Origin of the sequence: Marinobacter psychrophilus (assembly GCF_001043175.1) — a bacterium.
Taxonomy (GTDB): domain Bacteria; phylum Pseudomonadota; class Gammaproteobacteria; order Pseudomonadales; family Oleiphilaceae; genus Marinobacter; species Marinobacter psychrophilus.
Window position 1 is genome coordinate 2,542,273 of record NZ_CP011494.1, and the last position, 21,808, is coordinate 2,564,080.

Annotated in this window: 17 protein-coding genes and 4 tRNA genes; 5 read left to right on the forward strand and 16 right to left on the reverse strand. The window is 53.6% G+C overall.

Annotated features, from left to right (window positions below; genetic code table 11):
- Positions 1–144: 144 nt before the first annotated feature.
- Positions 145–1,032 carry a MurR/RpiR family transcriptional regulator gene (locus ABA45_RS11420; protein ID WP_048386229.1) on the forward strand — a complete coding sequence of 296 codons (888 nt, stop codon included), beginning with the start codon at positions 145–147 and terminating at the stop codon, positions 1,030–1,032.
- A 143-nt stretch (positions 1,033–1,175) separates the two neighbouring features.
- Here the strand turns inward: ABA45_RS11420 and ABA45_RS11425 are convergent, their stop codons facing one another.
- From ABA45_RS11425 to ABA45_RS11475, 11 genes are all read right to left on the reverse strand, one after another.
- Entirely contained in the window at positions 1,176–3,029 is a 1,854-nt protein-coding gene (locus tag ABA45_RS11425) for a SurA N-terminal domain-containing protein (protein WP_048386230.1), read from the reverse strand.
- 194 nt (positions 3,030–3,223) lie between these two features.
- The gene (locus ABA45_RS11430; protein ID WP_048386231.1) at positions 3,224–3,496 is read right to left on the reverse strand and encodes an HU family DNA-binding protein; all 273 of its coding nucleotides are present in this window, start codon (positions 3,494–3,496) and stop codon (positions 3,224–3,226) included.
- Between the two features lie 253 nt (positions 3,497–3,749).
- Positions 3,750–6,167 (reverse strand): endopeptidase La, encoded by a 2,418-nt coding sequence (lon, locus tag ABA45_RS11435; protein ID WP_048386233.1) that lies wholly within the window; start codon positions 6,165–6,167, stop codon positions 3,750–3,752.
- Between the two features lie 126 nt (positions 6,168–6,293).
- Positions 6,294–7,577, reverse strand: coding sequence for an ATP-dependent Clp protease ATP-binding subunit ClpX (gene clpX, locus ABA45_RS11440; protein WP_014871719.1), 1,284 nt, complete (start codon positions 7,575–7,577; stop codon positions 6,294–6,296).
- Between the two features lie 84 nt (positions 7,578–7,661).
- Positions 7,662–8,297, reverse strand: a complete 636-nt coding sequence (gene clpP / locus ABA45_RS11445) for an ATP-dependent Clp endopeptidase proteolytic subunit ClpP (protein ID WP_048386235.1) — start codon at positions 8,295–8,297, stop codon at positions 7,662–7,664.
- A gap of 196 nt (positions 8,298–8,493) precedes the next feature.
- Positions 8,494–9,798 carry a trigger factor gene (tig, locus tag ABA45_RS11450; RefSeq protein ID WP_048386237.1) on the reverse strand — a complete coding sequence of 435 codons (1,305 nt, stop codon included), beginning with the start codon at positions 9,796–9,798 and terminating at the stop codon, positions 8,494–8,496.
- 172 nt (positions 9,799–9,970) lie between these two features.
- Positions 9,971–10,498, reverse strand: a complete 528-nt coding sequence (locus tag ABA45_RS11455) for a PaaI family thioesterase (protein WP_048386239.1) — start codon at positions 10,496–10,498, stop codon at positions 9,971–9,973.
- A gap of 179 nt (positions 10,499–10,677) precedes the next feature.
- A tRNA-Leu gene (locus ABA45_RS11460) sits at positions 10,678–10,762 on the reverse strand.
- Between the two features lie 113 nt (positions 10,763–10,875).
- A tRNA-His gene (locus tag ABA45_RS11465) sits at positions 10,876–10,951 on the reverse strand.
- A gap of 74 nt (positions 10,952–11,025) precedes the next feature.
- Positions 11,026–11,102 (reverse strand) — tRNA-Arg (locus ABA45_RS11470).
- Between the two features lie 34 nt (positions 11,103–11,136).
- Positions 11,137–11,213, reverse strand: a tRNA-Pro gene (locus ABA45_RS11475).
- A gap of 219 nt (positions 11,214–11,432) precedes the next feature.
- Between ABA45_RS11475 and folD the strand changes: the two genes are divergently transcribed.
- A complete protein-coding gene (gene folD / locus ABA45_RS11480) occupies positions 11,433–12,383 on the forward strand; it encodes a bifunctional methylenetetrahydrofolate dehydrogenase/methenyltetrahydrofolate cyclohydrolase FolD (RefSeq protein WP_264753016.1) in 951 nt (316 codons plus the stop codon).
- Positions 12,384–12,459: 76 nt separating this feature from the next.
- On the opposite strand, the gene ABA45_RS11485 is transcribed toward folD, so the two are convergent.
- From ABA45_RS11485 to ABA45_RS11495, 3 genes are all read right to left on the reverse strand, one after another.
- Entirely contained in the window at positions 12,460–14,640 is a 2,181-nt protein-coding gene (locus ABA45_RS11485) for a malate synthase G (RefSeq protein WP_048386241.1), read from the reverse strand.
- 138 nt (positions 14,641–14,778) lie between these two features.
- Positions 14,779–16,179, reverse strand: coding sequence for a cysteine--tRNA ligase (gene cysS / locus ABA45_RS11490; RefSeq protein WP_048386243.1), 1,401 nt, complete (start codon positions 16,177–16,179; stop codon positions 14,779–14,781).
- A gap of 77 nt (positions 16,180–16,256) precedes the next feature.
- Positions 16,257–17,927, reverse strand: coding sequence for a glutamine--tRNA ligase/YqeY domain fusion protein (locus tag ABA45_RS11495; protein ID WP_048386245.1), 1,671 nt, complete (start codon positions 17,925–17,927; stop codon positions 16,257–16,259).
- A gap of 148 nt (positions 17,928–18,075) precedes the next feature.
- Between ABA45_RS11495 and ABA45_RS11500 the strand changes: the two genes are divergently transcribed.
- Positions 18,076–18,585, forward strand: a complete 510-nt coding sequence (locus ABA45_RS11500; RefSeq protein WP_014871734.1) for a peptidylprolyl isomerase — start codon at positions 18,076–18,078, stop codon at positions 18,583–18,585.
- On the forward strand, positions 18,582–19,307 hold the full coding sequence (lpxH, locus tag ABA45_RS11505; RefSeq protein WP_048386248.1) for a UDP-2,3-diacylglucosamine diphosphatase: 726 nt from the start codon (positions 18,582–18,584) through the stop codon (positions 19,305–19,307). The genes ABA45_RS11500 and lpxH overlap by 4 nt, the downstream gene beginning before the upstream one ends.
- 1 nt (position 19,308) lies before the next feature.
- Here lpxH and ABA45_RS11510 read toward each other — a convergent pair whose 3' ends face one another.
- The gene (locus tag ABA45_RS11510) at positions 19,309–19,740 is read right to left on the reverse strand and encodes a MaoC family dehydratase (RefSeq protein ID WP_048386249.1); all 432 of its coding nucleotides are present in this window, start codon (positions 19,738–19,740) and stop codon (positions 19,309–19,311) included.
- A gap of 252 nt (positions 19,741–19,992) precedes the next feature.
- On the opposite strand from ABA45_RS11510, the gene phbB reads away from it, so the two are divergent.
- Positions 19,993–20,742 carry an acetoacetyl-CoA reductase gene (gene phbB, locus ABA45_RS11515; protein ID WP_014871737.1) on the forward strand — a complete coding sequence of 250 codons (750 nt, stop codon included), beginning with the start codon at positions 19,993–19,995 and terminating at the stop codon, positions 20,740–20,742.
- A 100-nt stretch (positions 20,743–20,842) separates the two neighbouring features.
- On the opposite strand, the gene ABA45_RS11520 is transcribed toward phbB, so the two are convergent.
- Positions 20,843–21,805 carry a hypothetical protein gene (locus tag ABA45_RS11520; RefSeq protein ID WP_227506020.1) on the reverse strand — a complete coding sequence of 321 codons (963 nt, stop codon included), beginning with the start codon at positions 21,803–21,805 and terminating at the stop codon, positions 20,843–20,845.
- Positions 21,806–21,808: the final 3 nt, after the last annotated feature.

The following is a 21,808-nucleotide window of genomic DNA, read 5'->3' on the forward strand; positions in this document are numbered from 1 at the left end:
ATCGTCGCTAAAATGTGAGAACCTCATCATTTAACCCCACTTCCGACACTTTTACTACACCCCAAACTAGTCAAACAGGGTATAATTTTTAAAGTTTCGCATCAAACATTTCGTATCAACCAAAGTAATCAGGGAACTTCAGGCATGGCTGCAATTACCCTCACCCATTCCCGCCGGGATGACAATCTGCTTGAGGATATTCAGCAGAGGCTGGAGCAGCTCAACAAATCCGAGCGCAAGGTGGCAGAGGCCATCATGCGCGACCCCAGCGCCGCAACGCGTTACAGTATTGCTGCGTTGGCGCGGGCGTCTGACGTTAGCGAGCCGACGGTTAACCGTTTTTGCCGCGGGTTCTCCGCCACCGGTTTTCCCGACTTCAAGATTCGCCTGGCACAAAGCATTGCCACCGGCACTCCCTATGTCGGTCAGAACGTTGAGCCCGACGACACGGTGGCAGAGTTTTCCGACAAAATCATACTCAGCACCATGGCGAGCCTGGATAAGGCGCGCCAGACGCTGGATGCCAAAGCACTGACGCAGGCCATCGATTCGCTGATTCAAGCCAAGCAGATCAGCTTCTTTGGCATGGGTGCCTCGGCGTCGGTAGCGATGGACGCCCAACACAAATTTTTCCGCTTCAACATACCCGTTACGACTTACGACGACGCCTTGATTCAGCGAATGGTGGCTGCGGGCTCCCACGTGGGCGATGTGATTGTGGCTATCTCTTACACCGGCCGCACCAGAGAAACCGTGGAAATAGCACAAATTGCCCGCGATAACGGCGCCACAGTCATTGGCATTACCAACCCGCAATCGCCCCTGGCTGCAGTGTCCAGCGTGGTGTTACCGGTGATTTCGCCGGAAGATACCGAAGTTTATATGCCCATGTCGTCGCGTATTATCCAGCTTACCGTCATCGACATTCTGGCTACTGGGGTGACGTTAAAACGCGGTCCGGATTTTCTCAGCCACTTAAAAAAGATTAAAGAAAGCCTGCGCCCTACCCGCCTGCCACTGACGCAACCCTGACAGCACATGCGCTAAAAGAACGTTGACGTTAGAAACAAAAAAACCCGAACCGGATAGCCGGTTCGGGTTTTTTTTACTCGCCTTGGGCGTCATCCTGCCCTGGCGTCTCCCTAGCTTGATTCTAGCTGCGTACTAAAACTGTACTACGGACGCTCCACCTCGGCGTTATTCCGCAGCCACTGCTGGTAAGCCGTGTATTCGCGCTGGCCGTCCAGTGAAGCCAGAAACTCCTGCAACTGTACGTATTCGGTGCTGTCAGTGTTGACCTCGCCTTCATTAACCTTATCCAGAGCGATTACAACGGCACCGTTGCCAGTAACAGTGTGGCCATAGCTGACGCCACCTGCTTGTGGGCGCGGCAACGCGTAAACCGTCTGCATGACCCCACCGCCTAATTCCGGCGCACTGCGCGGCTGTTCGATGTACGTCGTCCAGCTGTCGTCGGTAATATCCTGCAACGATTCGCCGGCCTGTAACTGCGCGGCCATTTCGCTGGCACGGGCCACCAGAGCGGTACGGGTTTTTTCGGCCTCCAAATTGCTGCGAATAGCGTCCTCTACGCCGGCTAGCGGCAACATCTCGGCCCCGCGATAAACCCGCACGCGGGCGACCACAGCGCGATTGTCGGCAACGTCAATCAACTCGGTGTTATAGCCACCGTTCAATACGTCTTCCGAAAACAGCTGGCGCACCAGTCCGGCATGGTCAAACGGCTCACCGCCGCCGTTACGGGTAATACTGTCAGCCTGGCGAAGTTCAAGATTCAGGTCTTTCGCTGGCCCTTCCAGATTGTCGGCCGCGTAAGCCGAGTCCGCCAGTGTTGTACGTGCCTGGGCATAAGCTTCACGCGCTTGCTCGCGGGCCAGATCGTCACGCAACTGCGCAGCAACGTCAGCCAGGGCGGGCACATCTGAACGGCGAACGTCGTTCACTTTAATCAAGTGTACGCCAAAGCTGGTGCGTACCGGGTCTGAAACAACGCCGGGTTCAAGGCTGAACAAAGCCTCATCGAAGGCCGGGTCGTAAACGCCACGGCCGGCAAAGCCCAGATCGCCGCCCTGCTCGCCAGAAACCGTATCAATCGACAGTTCCTGCGCCAGCGCTGCGAAGTCTTCACCGTCAGCCAGGCGCTGTTGGATACTCTCAACCAAGGCGTCTGCATCGGCGGTGTCTTCAATCAGGATATGCGCCGCTCGGCGCTCTTCGCGAGCCAGGTCGGCCTCGCGGCTTTGGTAATAAGTCAGCAACTCTTCGTCGCTGATGACGATGGCGTCAGCCAGCGCTGTTAGCGATAGCACAACATAGCTGACATCGACTTGTTCGGGCTGCTGGAACAAGTTTGGGTTGCTGTCGTAAAACGCTTGTATGTCATCGACGCTGACGTTCACCTGATCAGCCACGGCATTGGCCGAAATACTCAGCAGGCGGAAGTCGCGGGTTTGATTTTGAATCTTCATCAACCGCGTAATGCTATCGCTGGTGACAACGCCGCTGGCGACGATACCGGCGCGAATCTGGTTGACAACGGTTTGCTTGCGCATGGCACTGCGGAATTCGCCAACACCCATACCCGCATTGCGGACGACAGCAACAAATTGATCGCGATTGAACTGGCCGTTTACCTGAAACTGCGGCATCTGGGTGATCAGCGCATCAACATCGGCTTCCGACAACGCCAGACCCTGCTCGTCTGCATCCTGCGCCAACACCTGCTCTTCAATCAGTGCCTGCAGTACGTCAACTCGAATCTGATCTTCATTCAACAGAGAAGGATCCGGCCGTTCCATACGGGACAGGCGATTCTGGCTTTCCAGCTGCACCACCCGCAAAAATTCGCGCTCGGTAATGTCTTGGCCATTCACCGTAGCCACTTCCGGTTCGCCACCGAAGCCGCCAATAATGGCGTCCATTCCCCAAACGGAAAGCGATAAAATCAGCAAGCCGATAATAACCTTGGCAATGGTGCCCTGGGCGTTTTCCCGCATATCTTGAAGCATGTGTCTCCCGAATCCCTGTTCAAGGTCGTGCTGTGCCAGCGAATGCCGGCGGATTTTTCGTCTTCATCAACGCCATTCTGGCGTTGATGACGTAAATCTGTCGCTTTTAACGTGAAAAGGCGCATTCAGTGTGGAATGCGCCTTTAATATCTCTGGCGCAGCTCCAAAACTCGGAGCTGCCGTCAAAAAACCCGTTACTTAACGGCGTCTTTCAGGGCTTTACCTGCTTTAAAACCAGGCACTTTAGAAGCTTTAATCTGAATCTCGGCGCCTGTCTGCGGGTTACGGCCAGTACGGGCAGCTCGTTCTTTCACGGAGAAAGTACCAAAACCAATCAACGTTACCTGGTCATCCTTTTTCAAGGCGCTGGTAATGGAGGTGGTCATGGCATCCAGAGCGCGGCCAGCGGCGGCTTTGGAAATATCAGCAGACTCTGCAATTGAATCAATAAGTTCGGACTTGTTCACACTAAACCCCTTCGATTTCAGGTTGAAGATGTTATAGGTCGGTGGATCTCAAACGCAGAGACTATTGCACATGCGTTTACAGAATTCCATTCGGCAATTACTTTTATTCCTTGCGGCAACAATCCGGTAGTCGGAGCGGTAAACCGTTAGTCGGAATAACATTATGAAACGCGGGAGCCCTTGGTACAGGCTGCTTCACGGCGAAACAGTTATACCAATGGGCTCTTCCGTGTGTCAACAAGTCATGTCGGGTTTAATGCGTATTTGGGCGTTCGTTCGATTCTGCGTCGTCACCACAACCTGCCTTGGCGGCTGATTTTGCAGCGATTTCGCCTGCCATTACCTCCGGCGAATACACCAACGCAATGTCCAACACTTCGTCAATCCACTTAACCGGACGAATCTCCAGAGACTCTTTTATATTCTCAGGTATCTCTTTGAGATCTCTGACATTTTCATCAGGAATTATAATCGTTTTGATGCCTCCCCGGTGCGCTGCCAACAGCTTTTCCTTAAGCCCGCCAATGGGCAGAACGCGACCCCGCAGGGTTATTTCACCGGTCATGGCGACGTCGCTGCGCACCGGGTTGCGGGTTAACGCCGACACCAGTGCTGTACACATACCGATACCAGCGCTGGGGCCGTCTTTTGGCGTCGCGCCCTCGGGCACATGCACGTGCAAATCGTGTTTTTCATGGAAATCATCCGCAATACCCAGCGCTTTAGCGCGACTGCGCACAACGGTTAATGCCGTCTGGATAGACTCCTGCATAACGTCGCCTAGCGAACCGGTTTTCACCACCCGACCTTTGCCCGGCGTAAGCGCACACTCAATGGTCAGCAATTCGCCGCCCACCTGGGTCCAGGCCAGACCAGTCACTTGGCCAATTTCGTTATTTTCTTCTGCTAGACCGTATTTGAATTTCTGCACGCCAGAATAGTCTTCCAGCATCGCCGGCGTTATCACTACCTGGCTCTTATCGCCGCTTGAGACGTGCTCACGCACCACCTTACGGCAGATCTTGGCAATCTCGCGTTCCAGTCCACGCACTCCAGCCTCGCGGGTGTAGTAACGCACCAGGTCGCGCAGGGTTTCTTCCGGAAGATCCAGTTCTTTGTCGCGCAGACCGTTGGCTTTTGTCTGCTTAGGCACCAAATAACGCAAAGCAATATTCACTTTTTCATCTTCGGTATAACCTGGAATGCGGATAATTTCCATCCGGTCCAGCAGCGCCGACGGAATATTCATCGAGTTCGAGGTGCACACGAACATCACATCCGACAGATCGTAATCCACTTCCAGATAGTGATCGTTGAAGGTGTGATTCTGTTCCGGGTCTAGCACTTCCAGCAGGGCAGAGCCGGGGTCTCCGCGCTGATCCATGCCCATCTTGTCAATTTCATCAAACAGGAAAAGCGGATTTTTCACCCCAACTTTGGCCAGTTTCTGCAGCAGCTTGCCAGGCAAGGCGCCGATGTACGTTTTACGATGGCCGCGAATTTCAGCTTCGTCACGCACGCCACCCAAGGCCATACGGGTGTACTTGCGATTAGTGGCGCGGGCAATAGACTGCCCCAAAGAGGTTTTACCCACTCCAGGAGGCCCTACCAGGCACAACACCGGCCCTTTGATCTTCTTCACCCGGGTTTGTACTGCCAGGTATTCCAGAATCCGGGTTTTTACCTCGTCCAGACCATAATGATCTTCATCGAGTATTTCACGGGCCCTATCGATATCGTGGCGCACGCGGCTGCGCTTTTTCCAGGGCACCGCCAACATCCAGTCGATATAGCCACGAACCACCGTGGCTTCCGCCGACATCGGCGACATCATTTTCAGCTTGTTCAGCTCACTTTCCGTTTTTTTACGGGCTTCTTCCGGCAGACCGGCGTCTTCCAGTTTCTGTTCCAGTTCCTCAAAATCGTTATTACCGTCGCCCATCTGGCCTATTTCTTTCTGGATGGCCTTCATCTGCTCATTCAGGTAATACTCGCGCTGGCTGCGCTCCATCTGTTTTTTGACCCGGCCACGGATGCGTTTTTCTACTTCAATCAGGTCAATTTCACCGTCCAGCTTGCCCAACAGCAGTTCAATTCGCTCACGGGTATCCAGCGCTTCGAGCAGTTCCTGCTTTTGCGGGATCTGCAGGTCCAGATGGGCAGCAATGGTATCCACCAGGCGCTCTACGCCGGTAATCCCGTTGAGCGCACCAGAGACCTCGGCCGGCACCTTTTTGGAAAGCTTCACAAACTTCTCGAACTCTTCCATCAAGGTCTTACTGAGCACTTCTTCTTCGCGCTCCGGCAAGGGTTCTTCGTGCAGAATTCGGGCGTGTGCTATCAGGTAGTCGCCATCTTCGATCTGTTCTAGCGCGGTACGTTCGTTACCCTCTACCAGAACTTTCACGGTGCCGTCTGGCAATCGCAGCATCTGCAGAATAGTGGCCAAGGTGCCAATGTTGAAAACGTCGCTTACACCGGGGTCGTCTGTGGCCGCATCACGCTGGGCAACCAGCAGAATTTCCTTACCGCGCTCCATCGCCGCTTCCAGCGCTTGAATAGACTTCTCTCGGCCCACAAACAGGGGCACAACCATGTGCGGGAACACCACCACGTCGCGTAGCGGGAGCAGTGGGTATACTTTCACAGTTTCTTCGGGTGTCCGGGTCATAGGGGATCCTCTGACGGGATATCAATAGAGAGTTTTAATAAGCATTACATCAATCATTGGGGCATCTGCGGCATAAAAAAAGGGGCTAATCAGCCCCTTTTTCAGTCATTACGCGGATTTAGCAAATCAATCGTCCGGCGCAACTTTGGCCAAGTCGTTGTTGGCGTAAATCTTGAACGGTTCAGAATCACCGCTGATCACGCTTTCATCAACCACTACCTTGCACACATCCTGTTCCGACGGGATCTGATACATGGTGTCTAGCAGCGTTGCTTCCATAATCGAGCGCAAACCACGAGCACCCGTATTGCGTTCTTTCGCTTTACGAGCCACCGCGCGCAAGGCTTCCTCACGGAAATCCAGTTCTACACCTTCCATTTCGAACAGCTTCTGGTACTGCTTGGTCAAAGCGTTCTTGGGCTCGGTCAGAATCTGAATCAGGGCGTCTTCGTCCAGCTCGGTCAGGGTCGCCACAACCGGCAAGCGGCCGACAAACTCCGGAATCAAGCCAAACTTCACCAGATCTTCGGTTTGAACATCTTTGATGATCTCACCGGGGGATTTGATGTTGTCCTTACTCGCCACTTCTGCTGAAAAACCGATGGATGAACGCGCAGAACGTTGCTGTATCACCTTATCCAAACCGGCAAACGCACCACCGCAAATAAACAGAATATTGCTTGTGTTCACCTGCAGAAATTCCTGCTGCGGATGCTTGCGGCCACCTTGGGGTGGTACCGAAGCCACGGTGCCTTCAATTAGCTTCAACAGCGCCTGCTGCACACCTTCACCAGACACATCCCGGGTGATGGAGGGGTTGTCAGACTTGCGGGAAATCTTATCAATTTCGTCAATGTAGACAATGCCACGCTGGGCTTTCTCGACATCATAATCGCATTTCTGCAACAGTTTCTGAATGATGTTTTCAACGTCTTCCCCCACATAACCGGCTTCGGTCAGGGTGGTAGCGTCGGCGATGGTAAAGGGTACATTCAGCACCCGCGCCAAAGTTTCAGCCAGCAGAGTCTTGCCGCTGCCAGTAGGGCCAATCAGCAGGATATTGCTTTTACCCAGCTCGACTTCGGCTTTACCCTCACCGTAGCGCAAACGCTTGTAGTGATTGTATACAGCAACTGCCAGAACCACTTTAGCCCGATCCTGGCCGATCACATACTCGTTCAGTGTTTCACGAATTTCGGCCGGTGTCGGCAGACGATCGCTAGCCTCTTCCTGAGCATTTTCCTGAATTTCTTCACGGATAATGTCGTTGCAAAGGTCAACGCACTCGTCGCAGACGAACACCGAAGGCCCTGCTATGAGCTTCCGGACTTCGTGCTGGCTTTTTCCACAAAACGAGCAGTACAGCAACTTGCTGCTATCGTCACCTCTGCCGTTTCTTTCGTCTGCCATTGAAATACCTCTGATCTCTGTTTGCCGGCGGCGATTAAGAACTGAACGCCACGCCGGCCACGGATGGAGCGTGTTACCCAAGTATTATTTATTCGGTACGCGCTTATCAAGTACTGAATCGATCAGGCCATAGGCCTTAGCCTGGGTCGGATCCATAAAATTGTCGCGATCGGTATCGCGTGAAATGGTTTCCAGATCTTGGCCGGTATGGTGCGCCAAAATGGAATTCAGGGTGTGGCGAATCTTGAGAATCTCACGGGTGTGAATCTCGATATCCGTTGCCTGGCCCTGATAGCCACCCAGCGGCTGATGAATCATCACCCGCGAGTTGGGCAGGCAAGCACGTTTGCCCGCAGCGCCGCCAGCCAACAAGAATGCACCCATGCTGGCCGCCTGGCCCACGCATAAAGTCGCAACGTCGGGTTTGATAAACTGCATGGTGTCGTAAATCGACATACCCGCACTGACCGAACCACCCGGGCTATTGATATAAAGATGGATGTCTTTGTCCGGATTTTCTGATTCCAGAAACAGCAACTGTGCCACCACCAGGTTGGCCATTTGATCTTCCACCGGGCCTACCATAAATATAACCCGCTCTTTCAACAGGCGGGAAAAAATGTCAAACGAACGCTCGCCGCGCGCCGTTTGTTCAATAACCATAGGCACCAGAGCGGCACTGGTAGACATTGCGGGACCGCCAATCGGTTTTTGCATCATGATGCGCCTGAACTCCTTATGAACAATGGGCGTGGACCGTTGTCACCACTTCACGCGGCCTGTAGCCACAACAGCCTATGGGCCTTTATAAAGCGGGCAACGACCACTTGGGCCAACCTAAAAAAGTCAGCCGGACATGCCGACTGCTTGCAATGATCGTTTGCGCCGGCTGCTAACATTCGCAACCGGCCAACCATCAACGCTGGGTTTGACCCGCCTGAATGGCCTCTTCGTACTTCATGGCCTTTTCAGTTACTTGGGCCTGACCCAGCACATATTCAACCACTGCGTCTTCCAGAACGGTAGATTCTATCTGGGACTTCTGCTCCGGGCTGCTGTTGAAGTGTGCAATTACTTCCTCAGGTTGTTCATACGTAGACGCAATTTCCTGGATCTTTTCTTCTACTTTTTCCGCGTCGGCGGTCAATTCGTTCTTTTTGACCACTTCCTGAAATAACAACCCGGTCTTCACACGACGCGTGGCCTGCTCTTCAAAGATTTCCTTGGGCAACTGCTTGAAGTCCATCTGGCCGCCGAAACGCTGAACCGCGTCCTGACGCAGACGATCAATTTCCTGATCAACCAAGGACGCCGGAACGTCAAACTCTGTGCTGCTCAACAGCGCGTCAACCACGTCATTTTTGACCTTGTTGGAAACCGCCTGTTTGAGCTCACGCTCCATGTTCTTTTTCACTTCGACGCGGAACGCAGCTTCGTCTTCGGCTTCAATACCGAACTTCTTAAAGAACTCGGCATTCAGCTCTGGCAACTGCGGCTCTTCCACTTCGTGGATCGTGATCTGGAATTTGACCGGCTTACCTTTCAACTCTTCGTTGTGGTAATCCTCGGGGAACGTCAAGTCAATTTCCAATTCCTCGCCGGCCTTACTGCCCACGATGGCTTTCTCGAAGCCTGGGATCATCTGATCAGAGCCCAGAGTCAAACGGTGTTTTTCAGCCGTGCCGCCTTCGAATTCTTCACCGTCGATTGTGCCTTTAAAATCAATAACGGCGATGTCTTTGTTCTTGCACTTGCGTTTGACAGACTTCATGGTGGCCTGCTGGGTGCGCAGGTTGTCAATCATAGTGTCGATGTCTGCGTCGGCTACATCAGCCTGGGGCTTCTCGATGGTAACTGCAGACAGGTCTCCCAGCTCGATTTCCGGCAGCACTTCGAAGATGGCCACAAACTCAAGGTCTTTGCCTTCTTCCATGGTCTTGGGTTCGAAGCGTGGCCAGCCAGCGGGATTAAGATCCTGCTCCTTCAACGCCTTTACGTAATTGTCGCGCATGATTTCGCCAACAATTTCCTGACGCACGCTCTCACCAAAACGACGCTTTACCACGCTCATAGGCACTTTGCCCGGGCGGAAACCATTCAGGCGTACGGTGCGCGCAGTTTCCTGCAGGCGCTTCTGAACCGCCTGGTCAATTTCTTGGGCGGGCACACCAATCGTCATATGACGTTCGATGTTGGAAGTCGTTTCAACAGACACTTGCATGGAGAATCCTCAAAATCAGGTTCGGACAATGGATGAATTTAACGCTTAAAAGCTCTCGGCGACACGCAGCCGCAGAAGCACTGAAAAATTAAAGCCGGCAGTTTATCACGGTTTGCTGTGCCGAGAGAATCACCTGTTTGCAACAAGCAACTGTTGACCGCACAAACGCCCATCAGACGTCACCGGGAATACCGAGGTCTGCAATCATTTTTCGGGCCTGAGCCCGCAGTTTGTCGGCCTGCACACGCACAAACACGGAGTCGCCACGGCAGGTCATAATGTCACCGGCCCAGACTTCACAAATCACCCGCGACTTGCGAGCGACTTCACCTTCTACCCAGGCCTTTAGAATCAGTTCAACGCCCATAGGTGTAGGTTTTTTATAGCTAATACCCAGATGCCCGGTGACGCATTCAATGGGCTCTTCGCCGTCGCCGGCGGTACGGCCATCCTGGCGGTAATGATAGGCGATCGCGGTGTGGTTGGAGTGACAATCAACCAGCATCGCAATCAGGCCACCGTAAACCAGCCCAGGCCAACCGATATAGCGCGTGTCGGGTGTAAACCGGCAGATGACCGATTCGCTATCGTCGCTCCAGTGGCTTTTAATCTGCAAGCCCTCTGGGTGAAGCGGCCCACAACCGAAGCACTGACCGTTTGGCGTGGATGAATCTTGTAATGCAACGCTAGAATTCGTCATAAAAGGCTACTTATATAGTATATTCAGCAATGAGCCGAGAATTACGCCGGCTATTTCAAGAATGCTTACTATACGAAAAAACCGGTTCTTTTATATCCGATGCGTTTGTCTATATAACCTTTTTTTCAGAAATGACAAAAAAAACCCCGCAGGCACAAACCTGCAGGGCTTTCAAATAATGGTGCGGGTGGAGGGACTTGAACCCCCACATCTCTCGATACCAGAACCTAAATCTGGCGTGTCTACCAATTCCACCACACCCGCGTAATTCTTTCGCACCCGCCTGATTTTGGCTGCTGCTGATCCAACACTTCTACTAAAACAAAAAACCGGAAACCCGCTGTTGCAAGGTCCGGATCTGGCTCAAAGCGGTAAAATGGGGTGGACGAAGGGGATCGAACCCTCGACCGCAGGAGTCACAATCCTGAGCTCTACCAACTGAGCTACGCCCACCATATACACACGCGAAAGCGTGAAACACCATCAAAACCACTTGGAAGACTTTGCTGCCCCTGACCGAAGCTAAATGGTGCGCCCGGCAGGACTCGAACCTGCGACCACCGGCTTAGAAGGCTGGTGCTCTATCCAGCTGAGCTACAGGCGCATTAACCGCTTGCCCACCTGAACAGTCAGAAAAGTGGTCGGGGTAGAGAGATTCGAACTCCCGACATCCTGCTCCCAAAGCAGGCGCGCTACCAGGCTGCGCTATACCCCGTCTGAACTGCACAACAACGTGTGTCAGCAAAGTTGGCGCAGATATTAGCGACGACGAGGGCCTTCGTCAACCATCATTTGAAAAGTTTGTTAAAAAAACACCCAGTGAACGCGCCCAAGCCTTTAGAATCCGGACGTTAATTGGCCTGAACCCGGAAGCATGCGACAATAAGAGGCCTTTTTAATCAACCAATTCATGCCCAACCCACAAAGACGAACCATGAGCGCCGAACTGATAAATGGAAAAAAGATTGCCACCCAGGTTCGCCATCAGGTGGCTGAAGGTGTACAAGCCCGCCTCGACAAAGGTCTTAGGGCGCCTGGCCTAGCGGTGGTTCTGGTGGGCAGCGATTCTGCATCACAGGTTTACGTGGGCAACAAGCGCAAAGCCTGCGAAGCGGCAGGCATTGTGTCGCTGTCTTACGATTTAGCGACAGACACCTCGCAACAAGCTCTGGAAAGCCTGATCGACGAGTTGAACGACAACCCGCTGGTAGACGGAATATTAGTGCAACTGCCCTTGCCCACACAGTTGGACGCCGACCCCATCTTGCTGAAGATTCGACCGGATAAAGACGTTGACGGTTTTCATCCGTTCAACGTCGGCCGCCTAAGCCAGCGCAGACCCGTCATACGCCCGTGTACACCGGCCGGTATCATCACCCTGCTAGACAGCATAGGCACTCCCTACAAAGGCCAGCACGCGGTCATTGTGGGCGCTTCTAACATCGTTGGCCGCCCGATGAGCATGGAACTGCTACTGAAAGGCGCAACCATTACCGTATGCCACCGTTTTACAGCGGATCTGGAGCGTTTTGTGCGTGACGCCGATATATTGATTGCCGCGGTGGGCAAACCCGGGCTGATCAAAGGCGAATGGGTAAAACAGGGTGCGACAGTGATTGATGTGGGCATTAACCGGATGGAAGACGGCACTCTGCAGGGCGACGTGGATTTCGCCGCTGCATCGGAGCGCGCCGCCTACATTACTCCGGTACCAGGTGGTGTCGGCCCTATGACCATTGCCACTTTGCTGCAGAACACATTGCACGCGGCCAATGCCCTAGACCCCAAGCCAAAGATGGGACAGACTTCAAGCCTGTCCCCGGAATCTAAAAACGAGGCGGATTTTATGTCTTCCTCCAGAAGCAAAAAGGGGGACAGACCTTAGGCCTGCCCCCTCCCCTCTTCTGACAAAAAAAGAGGACAGACTTCAAGTCTGTCCTCTCTGGCAACACAGCAGCGAATTATTGCCCGTATTTCGCTTTTGCTTTCAACCGGTATGCGTGCAGTAACGGTTCTGTGTAGCCATTAGGCTGCTCGGCACCTTTCAGAACCAAATCCATAGCCGCCTGAAACGCAATGCTGTCGGCAAAGTTATCAGCCATTGGGCGATAACTTGCGTCACCGGCGTTCTGCTTGTCCACGATCAGTGCCATGCGCTTCATGGTTTCTTCAATCTGGTGATTGTTGCAGATACCGTGATACAGCCAGTTCGCCAGCAACTGCGACGAAATTCGCAGGGTAGCGCGGTCTTCCATCAGGCCCACGTTATTGATGTCAGGCACTTTAGAGCAACCTACGCCGCTGTCGATCCAGCGCACTACGTAGCCCAAAATACTTTGGGCGTTGTTATCCAATTCCTCTTGAATTTCCGCAGCGGTCAGATCTTTTGAATTCAAATTGATGGGCACCGTGAGAATATCATCCACACTTGCACGCTTGCGGCTTTCCAGCTTCTGCTGGATATCAGCCACATTTACCTGATGATAATGCGTGGCGTGCAGGGTGGCAGCAGTCGGTGATGGAACCCAAGCTGTGTTGGCACCGGCTTTTAGATGCCCGATTTTCTGTTCCAGCATATCAGCCATCAAATCCGGCATGGCCCACATGCCCTTGCCAATTTGCGCCACACCGCGAAACCCGGTTTCCAGACCGATGTCTACGTTCGACTGTTCGTAAGCGCCAATCCACGTGGCCTGCTTCATTTTCCCTTTGCGAATAAATGGCGCAAGCTTCATGGAGGTGTGAATCTCGTCACCGGTACGATCCAAAAAGCCGGTGTTAATAAACGCCACGCGATCTTTAGCGGCGTGAATGCAGGCCTTCAAGTTCACCGTTGTGCGGCGTTCTTCATCCATAATGCCCACTTTCAAAGTAAAGCGCGGCAAGCCCAAAACATCTTCCACCCGACCGAAAAACTCGTTGGTAAACGCAACTTCTTCCGGGCCGTGCATCTTCGGCTTAACAATATACATCGAGCCTTGAGCGCTGTTCTGAAACCGGCTGTTGCCTTTCAGGTCGTGCATGGCCATCAGCGATGTCATCACTCCATCCAGCAGGCCTTCCGGCACTTCGCTGCCATCTGCCAGCAGAATCGCCGGGTTGGTCATCAGGTGGCCCACGTTACGGATGAACATCACGCTGCGGCCCTTCAGTTGCAGCTCGCTACCGTCGGCGGCGGTGTAAACGCGATCCGCGTTCATCTTGCGGGTTAACGGCTTACCACCTTTATCAAAGGTCTCTTCCAAGCTGCCATTCATCAGGCCCAGCCAGTTGCGGTAAGCTAGGACTTTGTCGTCTGCATCTACTGCGGCTACCGAGTCTTCGCAATCCATAATGGTGGTCAGCGCCGATTCCATCAACACGTCTTTAACGTGAGCACCATCGGTTTTGCCAATGGAATGAGTAGCGTCAATCTGGATTTCAAAGTGCATGCCGTTCTTAACCAGCAGAATGCCCGTAGGAGCGTCTGCCGAACCGGTGTAACCCACAAAACCGGTTTCATCTTTCAAACCGATGCTGTCACCGTTTTGCAGGTCCACAACCAGTTTGCCACCGGCAACATGATAGAGCGCTGCGTCTTTGTGACTGCCAGAGGCTAAAGGTGCTGAACTGTCCAGAAGGTCACGGGCAAACTCGATCACGAGCTCGCCGCGCTTCGGGTTGTAGCCTGCAGTCTTTTCGGCGCCGCCTGTTTCAGGGATCGCGTCGGTGCCGTAAAGCGCATCGTACAAACTGCCCCAACGGCTGTTGACTGCGTTCAGGGCAAAGCGCGCGTTCATGATTGGCACAACAAGCTGCGGCCCCGCCATGATGGCTACTTCAGGGTCTACGTTAACAGTGGAAATGCTGAAATTAGCGGGCTCGTCGACCAAATAGCCGATTTCTTTCAAAAAATCTTTATAGACGTGCATATCCGGAGTCTGGTGCTGGTGATTATGGTTCCAGGCGTCCAGTTTTTCCTGCAGGGAATCGCGTTTGGCTAGCAGCTCACGATTGCGAGGCGCAAGATCGTTGACGATTTTGGCGAAATCTGCCCAGAATTTGTCTGCATCCAGACCCGTTCCAGGAATCGCTTCGCTGTTGATGAAGTCGTATAAATTCCCGGCAACCTGAAGACCGTCAAGCTGTACGCGTGATGTCATCGCATTTCCCTCACTAAGTTAAAAAATTCCCGAACGCAGCATTCTACGTGATATCGCGTATCGGATCATCCCCCAAATGAATCCGTCGCTCGGGGTACGATCTTAATAAAGCAAGGCTTATACAGCGTTTTAGGCGGCTTAACCGCGCCGCCAGCTGGTACCCTCGCGAGAATCGTCCAGAATAACTCCCCGTGTTAACAGCTCGTCACGAATCTGATCTGCGCCGGCGAAGTCGCGGGCTTTGCGGGCATCTGCACGGGCCTGAATCATCGTTTCGATTTGCTCGGCACTCAACTCATTGCCCTGCCCGCTGCCGCTGTCACTCTGAAAAAACAGCTCCGGGTCTTGCTGTAACAAACCCAGCACCGAGCCCAGGCGTACCAGCACCGATGCGCTGGCAGCGGCGGCTTGTTCATCACCGTCACGGCGTTGCTGATTTATTTCGCCGGCGATGGCGTGCAAAATTGCCATAGCGCCCGCACAGTTGAAATCGTCATCCATGCGTTTGGCGAACAGAGTGTCGTGTGCAGTCTGCGCCACCGCATCGCTGGCTAGCGGAGTGATACCGCGCAGCGCATTGTAAAGTTTGGTCAGGCTACGACCGGATTCAATCAGATTGTCTTCTGAGTAATCCACTTGGCTGCGGTAATGGCTGGACACTAAAAAGTAGCGCACCACTTCCGCCGGATAGGTTTCCATAATCTCGCGAATGGTAAAAAAATTGCCCAGTGATTTCGACATCTTTTCTTTGTTCACCCGAATGGCGCCGGCGTGCATCCAGGTATTCGCAAACGTGTGGCCGGTAGCACATTCTGACTGGGCAATTTCGTTTTCGTGGTGGGGAAACAGCAGGTCTGGCCCACCACCGTGAATATCAAAGGTGTCACCCAGGCAGTGATTGGCCATGGCCGAGCATTCAATGTGCCAACCCGGGCGACCGTTGCCCCATGGCGATGGCCAGAATACTTCGTCAGGCTTTGCTGCTTTCCACAAGGCAAAATCCGCCGAGCTGCGTTTTGCCTGTTCTACGTCTACCCGCGCGCCCGCCAGAAGGTCTTCCAGCTTTTTCCTGCTGAGTTTGCCGTAATCCGCGAACGACGATACCGAAAAATACACATCGCCGTTGTCTGCCGCGTAGGCGTGGTCGCCGGCAATCAGAGTTTTAATCATCGCGATCATGTCACTAATGAATGCGGTAGCACGGGGTTCAGCGTTAGGCAACAGCACACCCAGACGGGCTTCGTCTTCGTGCATGGCGGCAATCATGCGCTCAGTCAGGTCGGTGTACACCTCGCCGTTTTCAGCGGCGCGGCGCAGAATTTTGTCGTCTATGTCGGTAATGTTGCGCACGTAGTTCACATCAAAACCACTGTGACGCAAATATCGGGTGATAACATCAAACGCTACCAATATCCGAGCGTGGCCCAGATGACAGTAGTCGTACACGGTCATGCCGCACACGTACAGGCCTACTTTACCCGGCTCGATGGGTTTGAACTGTTCTTTTTTCTGGCTCAGGGTGTTATAGATTCTAATCACAAAATACTCTCGTTTACTGTTCTATTGCAGGCCTGAACGCAACGAGCCGACCTTTCAAAAGGCCAGCTCGTTGTCGATTATTTACCCCAGGAATCGCGGAGGGTGACGGTGCGATTGAACACCGGCTTGCCAGCATTTTCCGTCAGCTTCTGGTCGAAGAAAAAATACCCTTCGCGCTCGAACTGATACGGTAGATCGCTTGCCGGCAACGCCAGATTGCGTTCGACGCGGGCGCCTTTCAAAACCACCAAAGATTGCGAGTTCAGGTGATCCAGCATATCGCCTTCTTTATCGCTGTCTGGCGTTTCCGCGTTGAACAGGCGGTCGTACATGTTGATGTCGCACTCCACGCTGTCCGTTGCAGATACCCAGTGAATTACACCATTGGGCTTGTAGCCTTCAGGGTTCACACCCAGAGTGTTTTCGTCGTATTCGCACTTCAGCTCGACAATCTCGCCACTCTGGTCGCGGATAATTTCGCGGCAAGTCATCACATAACCACCGCGCATGCGCACAGCCTGATCCGGGGCCAGTCGCTTCCATTTGCGTGGTGCTTCCAGGACGAAATCTTCGCGATCAATAAACAGGGTTTGGCTCCAAGTCACTTCGCGACTGCCCATGTCCGGATTTTGCGGATGCACCGGCAGCACCAGGGTTTCGGTTTTGTCAGCTGGGTAGTTGGTCAGAGTTACCTTTAACGGACGCATCACGCACATAGCGCGGGGCGAACGTATGTTCAAATCTTCGCGAATGGCGAACTCCAGCATGCCCACGTCTACGGTACCGCCAGCTTTGTTCACGCCGATCATGTCGCAGAAGGTGCGCAAAGACTCAGGCGTGTAACCGCGGCGGCGCAACCCTGAAATGGTGGGCATTCGCGGGTCGTCCCAACCGTCAACGATGTGCTCGTCCACTAAACGTTTGAGTTTGCGTTTGCTGGTAATAGTGTAGTTCAGGTTCAACCGCGCAAATTCAATCTGGCGCGGGTGACAAGGTACGCTAATGTTATCCAGCACCCAGTCATACAGTGGACGATGGTCTTCGAATTCCAGCGTGCACAGGGAATGGGTAATGCCTTCCAGCGCGTCTGAAATCGGATGGGTGAAGTCGTACATCGGGTAGATGCACCATTTATTGCCGGTCTGGTGGTGCTCAGCGTAGCGGATACGATACAGAATCGGGTCACGCATGTTGATGTTGGGCGACGCCATATCAATCTTTGCCCGCAGCACCATCTCGCCGTTTTGGAAATCGCCGTCGCGCATCTGGCCGAACAGTTTCAGGTTTTCTTCCACCGCGCGTTCGCGATATGGGCTGTTGCGGCCAGGCTCTTTAAGGCTGCCGCGGAAGTCCGCCATCTCGTCGGCGCTGAGAGCACACACGTAAGCATGGCCGCGCTCAATCAGCTCTTCCGCAAAGTTGTACAGGGCATCAAAGTAGTCAGAGGCAAAGTGCACTTTTCCTTGCCATTGATAACCAAGCCACTCCACATCCGCTTTTATCGCGTTGATGTATTCCTGGCTTTCTTTTTCCGGGTTGGTGTCGTCAAAGCGCAGATTGCATTCGCCGCCAAAGGTATTGGCAATGCCAAAATTCAGGCAAATGGCTTTGGCGTGCCCAACGTGCAGATAACCGTTGGGCTCCGGCGGGAAACGGGTCACTACCGTGCCTGTGTGCGCGCCTTTGACGACAGCGTCTTCGATCAGGCTTTGAATAAAGTTATGGGCTTTCTTGGGCTCGGCGCTCATACAATCTCTGCAAAAAGGAGGTGGATCTGAGCGGGCTATTATACGCATAAAAACACAGCAGACTCATGCGCCATACCAAAGTCTTGCGTACAATGGCAGACAACGCGCGCAGTGCGCGCAAACTTACCCCAAAAAACAGGAAAACCCGATGATTCTACTGACAACCAACCACGGCCCTATCAAGCTGGAACTGGATTATGACAAAGCACCGGAAACCGCTAAAAACTTCGAAAAGTATGTGCGCGAGGGCTTTTTTGACGGCCTGATATTTCACCGGATAATCAGCAACTTCATGGTTCAGGGCGGCGGCTTCGAGCCGGACATGAGCCCGCGCAAAACCCACGCGCCTATCCAGAACGAAGCGGATAACGGCTTAAACAACATGGCCGGCACCGTTGCAATGGCCCGCACCATGGACCCGCACTCCGCAACCGCGCAGTTTTTCATCAACGTTGAAAATAACGGTTTTCTGGACCATTCCGCCAAAACTGCGGAAGGCTGGGGCTATTGCGTTTTTGCTAAGGTGGCCGAAGGCATGGACGTAGTCGACAAAATTCGCGCAGTGCGGACCACGATGAAAGCCGGCCACCAGGATGTTCCTGCTGACGACGTGATCATCGAAAAAGCCGAAGTGCTTGAGGACGGAGACGCAGCGTGACCACGCTGTTCATTTCCGATCTGCATTTGGAAGAGTCACGCCCGGACATTACCCGGGCGTTTCTTGCCTTCTTACACGATCGCGCGGTGAGTGCTCACACGCTGTACATTCTGGGCGATTTCTTTGAAGCCTGGATTGGCGACGATGAGCACACGCCGTTGCAGGAAGAGATTGCTGCCGCATTGAAGCAGGTCAGCGACGGCGGCACCGCTGTGTATGTGATGCACGGCAACCGAGACTTTTTGCTGGGCCAGGATTATTGCCAGCGGCTTGGGGCAACCCTGCTGGACGACCCGACCGTGATTGATCTTTACGGCACCCCCACGCTGCTGATGCACGGCGACAGCCTGTGCACCGCCGATGTGGAATATCAGAAATTCCGCGCCAACATGCGTAACCCGAAAACCCAGAAAATGCTGCTGGCTCGCCCGCTGAAAGACCGCCAGCTGATGGCTCGCCAACTGCGCGAACTGAGTATGGCCAAGAACAAGGGCAAGACCCAAGCCATTATGGATGTGACACCAGAAGAAGCGGTGCGGGTGATGGAACAGCATCATGTGCCGCAGTTGATTCACGGCCACACCCATCGCCCGGCCCGGCATCCGTTGCAGGTGAATGATCACCCCGCTGAGCGGATTGTCCTAGGGGATTGGGATAGCCACGTTTGGTGGCTGGAAGCCGCAACGGACCAGCCGCTGCAACTGAACAAACAGGCACTTTAACTCAGACCGGGCGGCTATCGACCATATTGGTGGCGTAACCCTCGGCAACCACTTTGCCATCGACCGTACACACTGTTTTTAGCTTGACCCGGCGCCGTCTCAAATCAATTTCCTGTACTTCCGCACTCGCCACAACGGCGTCACCAATAAACACCGGCGCCTTAAAGCGCAGCCGCTGGTCAATGTAGATCGCACCCGGCCCAGGTAACCTCGTGCCAAGCACCGCCGAGATCAGCGCTGCGCTGAACATACCGTGAACAACGCGGGCTTTGAACGGAGTGGTTTTGGCGTAATCGTCGTTCAGGTGAACCGGGTTGTTATCGCCGCTTAACTCGGCAAACTGCACAACGTCTGCGTCGGTGATAATTTTGGTTACGCTGGCTGTCATGCCTACTTCCAAATCTTCCAGATAATAACCGTGTAACTCGTCCATCGTGATCTCTTTTTTGGTCAGAAAAATCCGGGGAAACCGCACACCGGCGCAAACACACACGTAAAGCGTTCCAACAACAGAACAGGTATGCAACTAAAGCCCAACAGCACTTTTATATTGCCCTGCTACACTGAAAATGTAACCTGATTTTCATCGCTGAAACAGACTACTAAAAAATACCAACCGGCAGACACACAAATTATTGCTAGGCTGAATTAACGGAATATGAAATAAAACCCAAGGGAGAGTTATATGCCAAATCGTGTCGCCATTGTGACGGGTGCAATCGGAGCCCTGGGCACTGCAATGTGCAAACAGCTAACCGATCAGGATCGTACCGTGATCGCCACTCACCGCCCAGGCGACGAGCCACGCAAAAAAGCTGAACAGTGGCAAAAAATTATGGCCGAAGCAGGCTACACCGTTAACATTATGCCGGTGGACGTTGCCGACTATGACAGCTGCAAAGTCTTTATGGAAAGCGTGGAAAAAGAGTTTGGCCCGGTCGATGTACTGGTCAATAATGCCGGCATCACCAACGATGCACCGCTAAAAAGAATGGGGGCAGATCAGTGGACCCAAGTCATCAACGTTAACCTGAACTCCATGTTTAACATGTGCCGCCACGCGTTCGAGGGCATGTGCAACCGTGGCTTTGGCCGCATTGTCAACATCTCCTCTATCAACGGTGGCAAAGGCCAGTTTGGGCAGAGCAACTACGCTGCTGCCAAGGCCGGCGTTTACGGCTTCACCAAATCGATCGCACTGGAAGGCGCACGTAAAGGCGTGACCGTAAACTCGATTTCACCGGGCTATATCGATTCCCCGATGGTGCGCGCAGTGCCTGACAAAGTGCTGGAAAGTATTGTTGCGGACATTCCGGTAGGCCGCCTTGGGCAGCCAGACGACATCGCCCGCGCAGTGGCCTTTTTGACCGCCGACGACGCTGGCTTTGTCACTGGCGCAGACCTGGTGGTCAACGGCGGCCAGTTCATGGGCTAACGCCAAACCCTGAAAAACCTAAAGTGAAAAAAAGCCGGAGTGAATGAACTCCGGCTTTTTTAATGACTAGATTATAAAAGTGCATCCAGCTGGCGGTCGATCATGATTCCGGCAATGCCATTACGTCCGGCTCGCGATAGGTGTTCAGTCGCTTGCGCCAGCCGGGCAACCACTGCTCACGTTCGCGCGCCTGAGTTGCCAGCTCAGCGCGGCGGGTTAACACTTTATCGGCCGCTTCGCGGAACTGTTGCAACACCGAATCGGCAGATTGCTCCGGCATAGTTTGAAGAACTTGCAGCAAGCCCCAGCCCTCACCTTGATAACGCTCAGACACTGCTAACCCTTCGCCCTTAAAGTTCACATAATCCACCAACGCATAAACTCCGCCCGGTGTTTGGCTCAGCTGCGCCAGGTTATTGCTTACCGCAAGCTGCCGGGCCAATGGTGCCGCCTCAACAACGGTCTTCATGGATGCTTGCGCACGGCGAAATATAAACTCGGTCTGAACACCCTGAGTGCCCGCCAAAAACTCTCGCAGTTCTGCGACCTGGGGTGAATTCTCCACCGCATCAAAGGCAGCCTGGTCTGCCCAAGGTGCATCAAACGGCTTTAGGCCCCGCAGCCAGTCCGGAATGGACCGCTGGCGCTGGGCCATGTAATCGATCAGTGTGGGAAAACTCTCGACAAATCCAGCTTCAACGTCTTTTGGGTACCAGATAAAATGGCCGATACCAAGTGACGGAAACGCCTCGCCGTCGTTCCAGTGCACCAGGCAGGGGAACTGTCCTGCACATTCGTTTTGGAAAATCTGCTGACCAATCCAATCAAGCTGCGCGGGCTTCAACACCAGAGAAATGTCGCTAACGCCCCCGCCGTCTGTCTGCGGCTGATTCGCACTCAGGGTCTCGGGCGCTGGATTTGCGCTCTGCCCGACCAGCCCGATATCAGTGTATTTTCCGCAGCCATAGAGCAGTGCCGCCAGAGCACCCACCAGCATCAAGGCTAAAGGTGCAGACGCTCGACTGCGAACCGTGTACCACCTGCGAAGACTATTTTGGCCCAACGT

Excerpts from the sequence above, each read along its gene's own strand:
- ABA45_RS11510 (WP_048386249.1), bottom strand. The coding sequence starts at position 19,740 with ATGGACGAGTTACACGGTTATTATCTGGAAGATTTGGAAGTAGGCATG.
- lon (WP_048386233.1), bottom strand. The coding sequence starts at position 6,167 with ATGACCCGGACACCCGAAGAAACTGTGAAAGTATACCCACTGCTCCCG.
- ABA45_RS11500 (WP_014871734.1), top strand. The coding sequence starts at position 18,076 with ATGATTCTACTGACAACCAACCACGGCCCTATCAAGCTGGAACTGGAT.
- clpP (WP_048386235.1), bottom strand. The coding sequence starts at position 8,297 with ATGATGCAAAAACCGATTGGCGGTCCCGCAATGTCTACCAGTGCCGCT.
- phbB (WP_014871737.1), top strand. The coding sequence starts at position 19,993 with ATGCCAAATCGTGTCGCCATTGTGACGGGTGCAATCGGAGCCCTGGGC.
- ABA45_RS11420 (WP_048386229.1), top strand. The coding sequence starts at position 145 with ATGGCTGCAATTACCCTCACCCATTCCCGCCGGGATGACAATCTGCTT.
- tig (WP_048386237.1), bottom strand. The coding sequence starts at position 9,798 with ATGCAAGTGTCTGTTGAAACGACTTCCAACATCGAACGTCATATGACG.
- folD (WP_264753016.1), top strand. The coding sequence starts at position 11,433 with ATGAGCGCCGAACTGATAAATGGAAAAAAGATTGCCACCCAGGTTCGC.
- ABA45_RS11485 (WP_048386241.1), bottom strand. The coding sequence starts at position 14,640 with ATGACATCACGCGTACAGCTTGACGGTCTTCAGGTTGCCGGGAATTTA.
- ABA45_RS11425 (WP_048386230.1), bottom strand. The coding sequence starts at position 3,029 with ATGCTTCAAGATATGCGGGAAAACGCCCAGGGCACCATTGCCAAGGTT.
- ABA45_RS11455 (WP_048386239.1), bottom strand. The coding sequence starts at position 10,498 with ATGACGAATTCTAGCGTTGCATTACAAGATTCATCCACGCCAAACGGT.
- clpX (WP_014871719.1), bottom strand. The coding sequence starts at position 7,577 with ATGGCAGACGAAAGAAACGGCAGAGGTGACGATAGCAGCAAGTTGCTG.
- ABA45_RS11495 (WP_048386245.1), bottom strand. The coding sequence starts at position 17,927 with ATGAGCGCCGAGCCCAAGAAAGCCCATAACTTTATTCAAAGCCTGATC.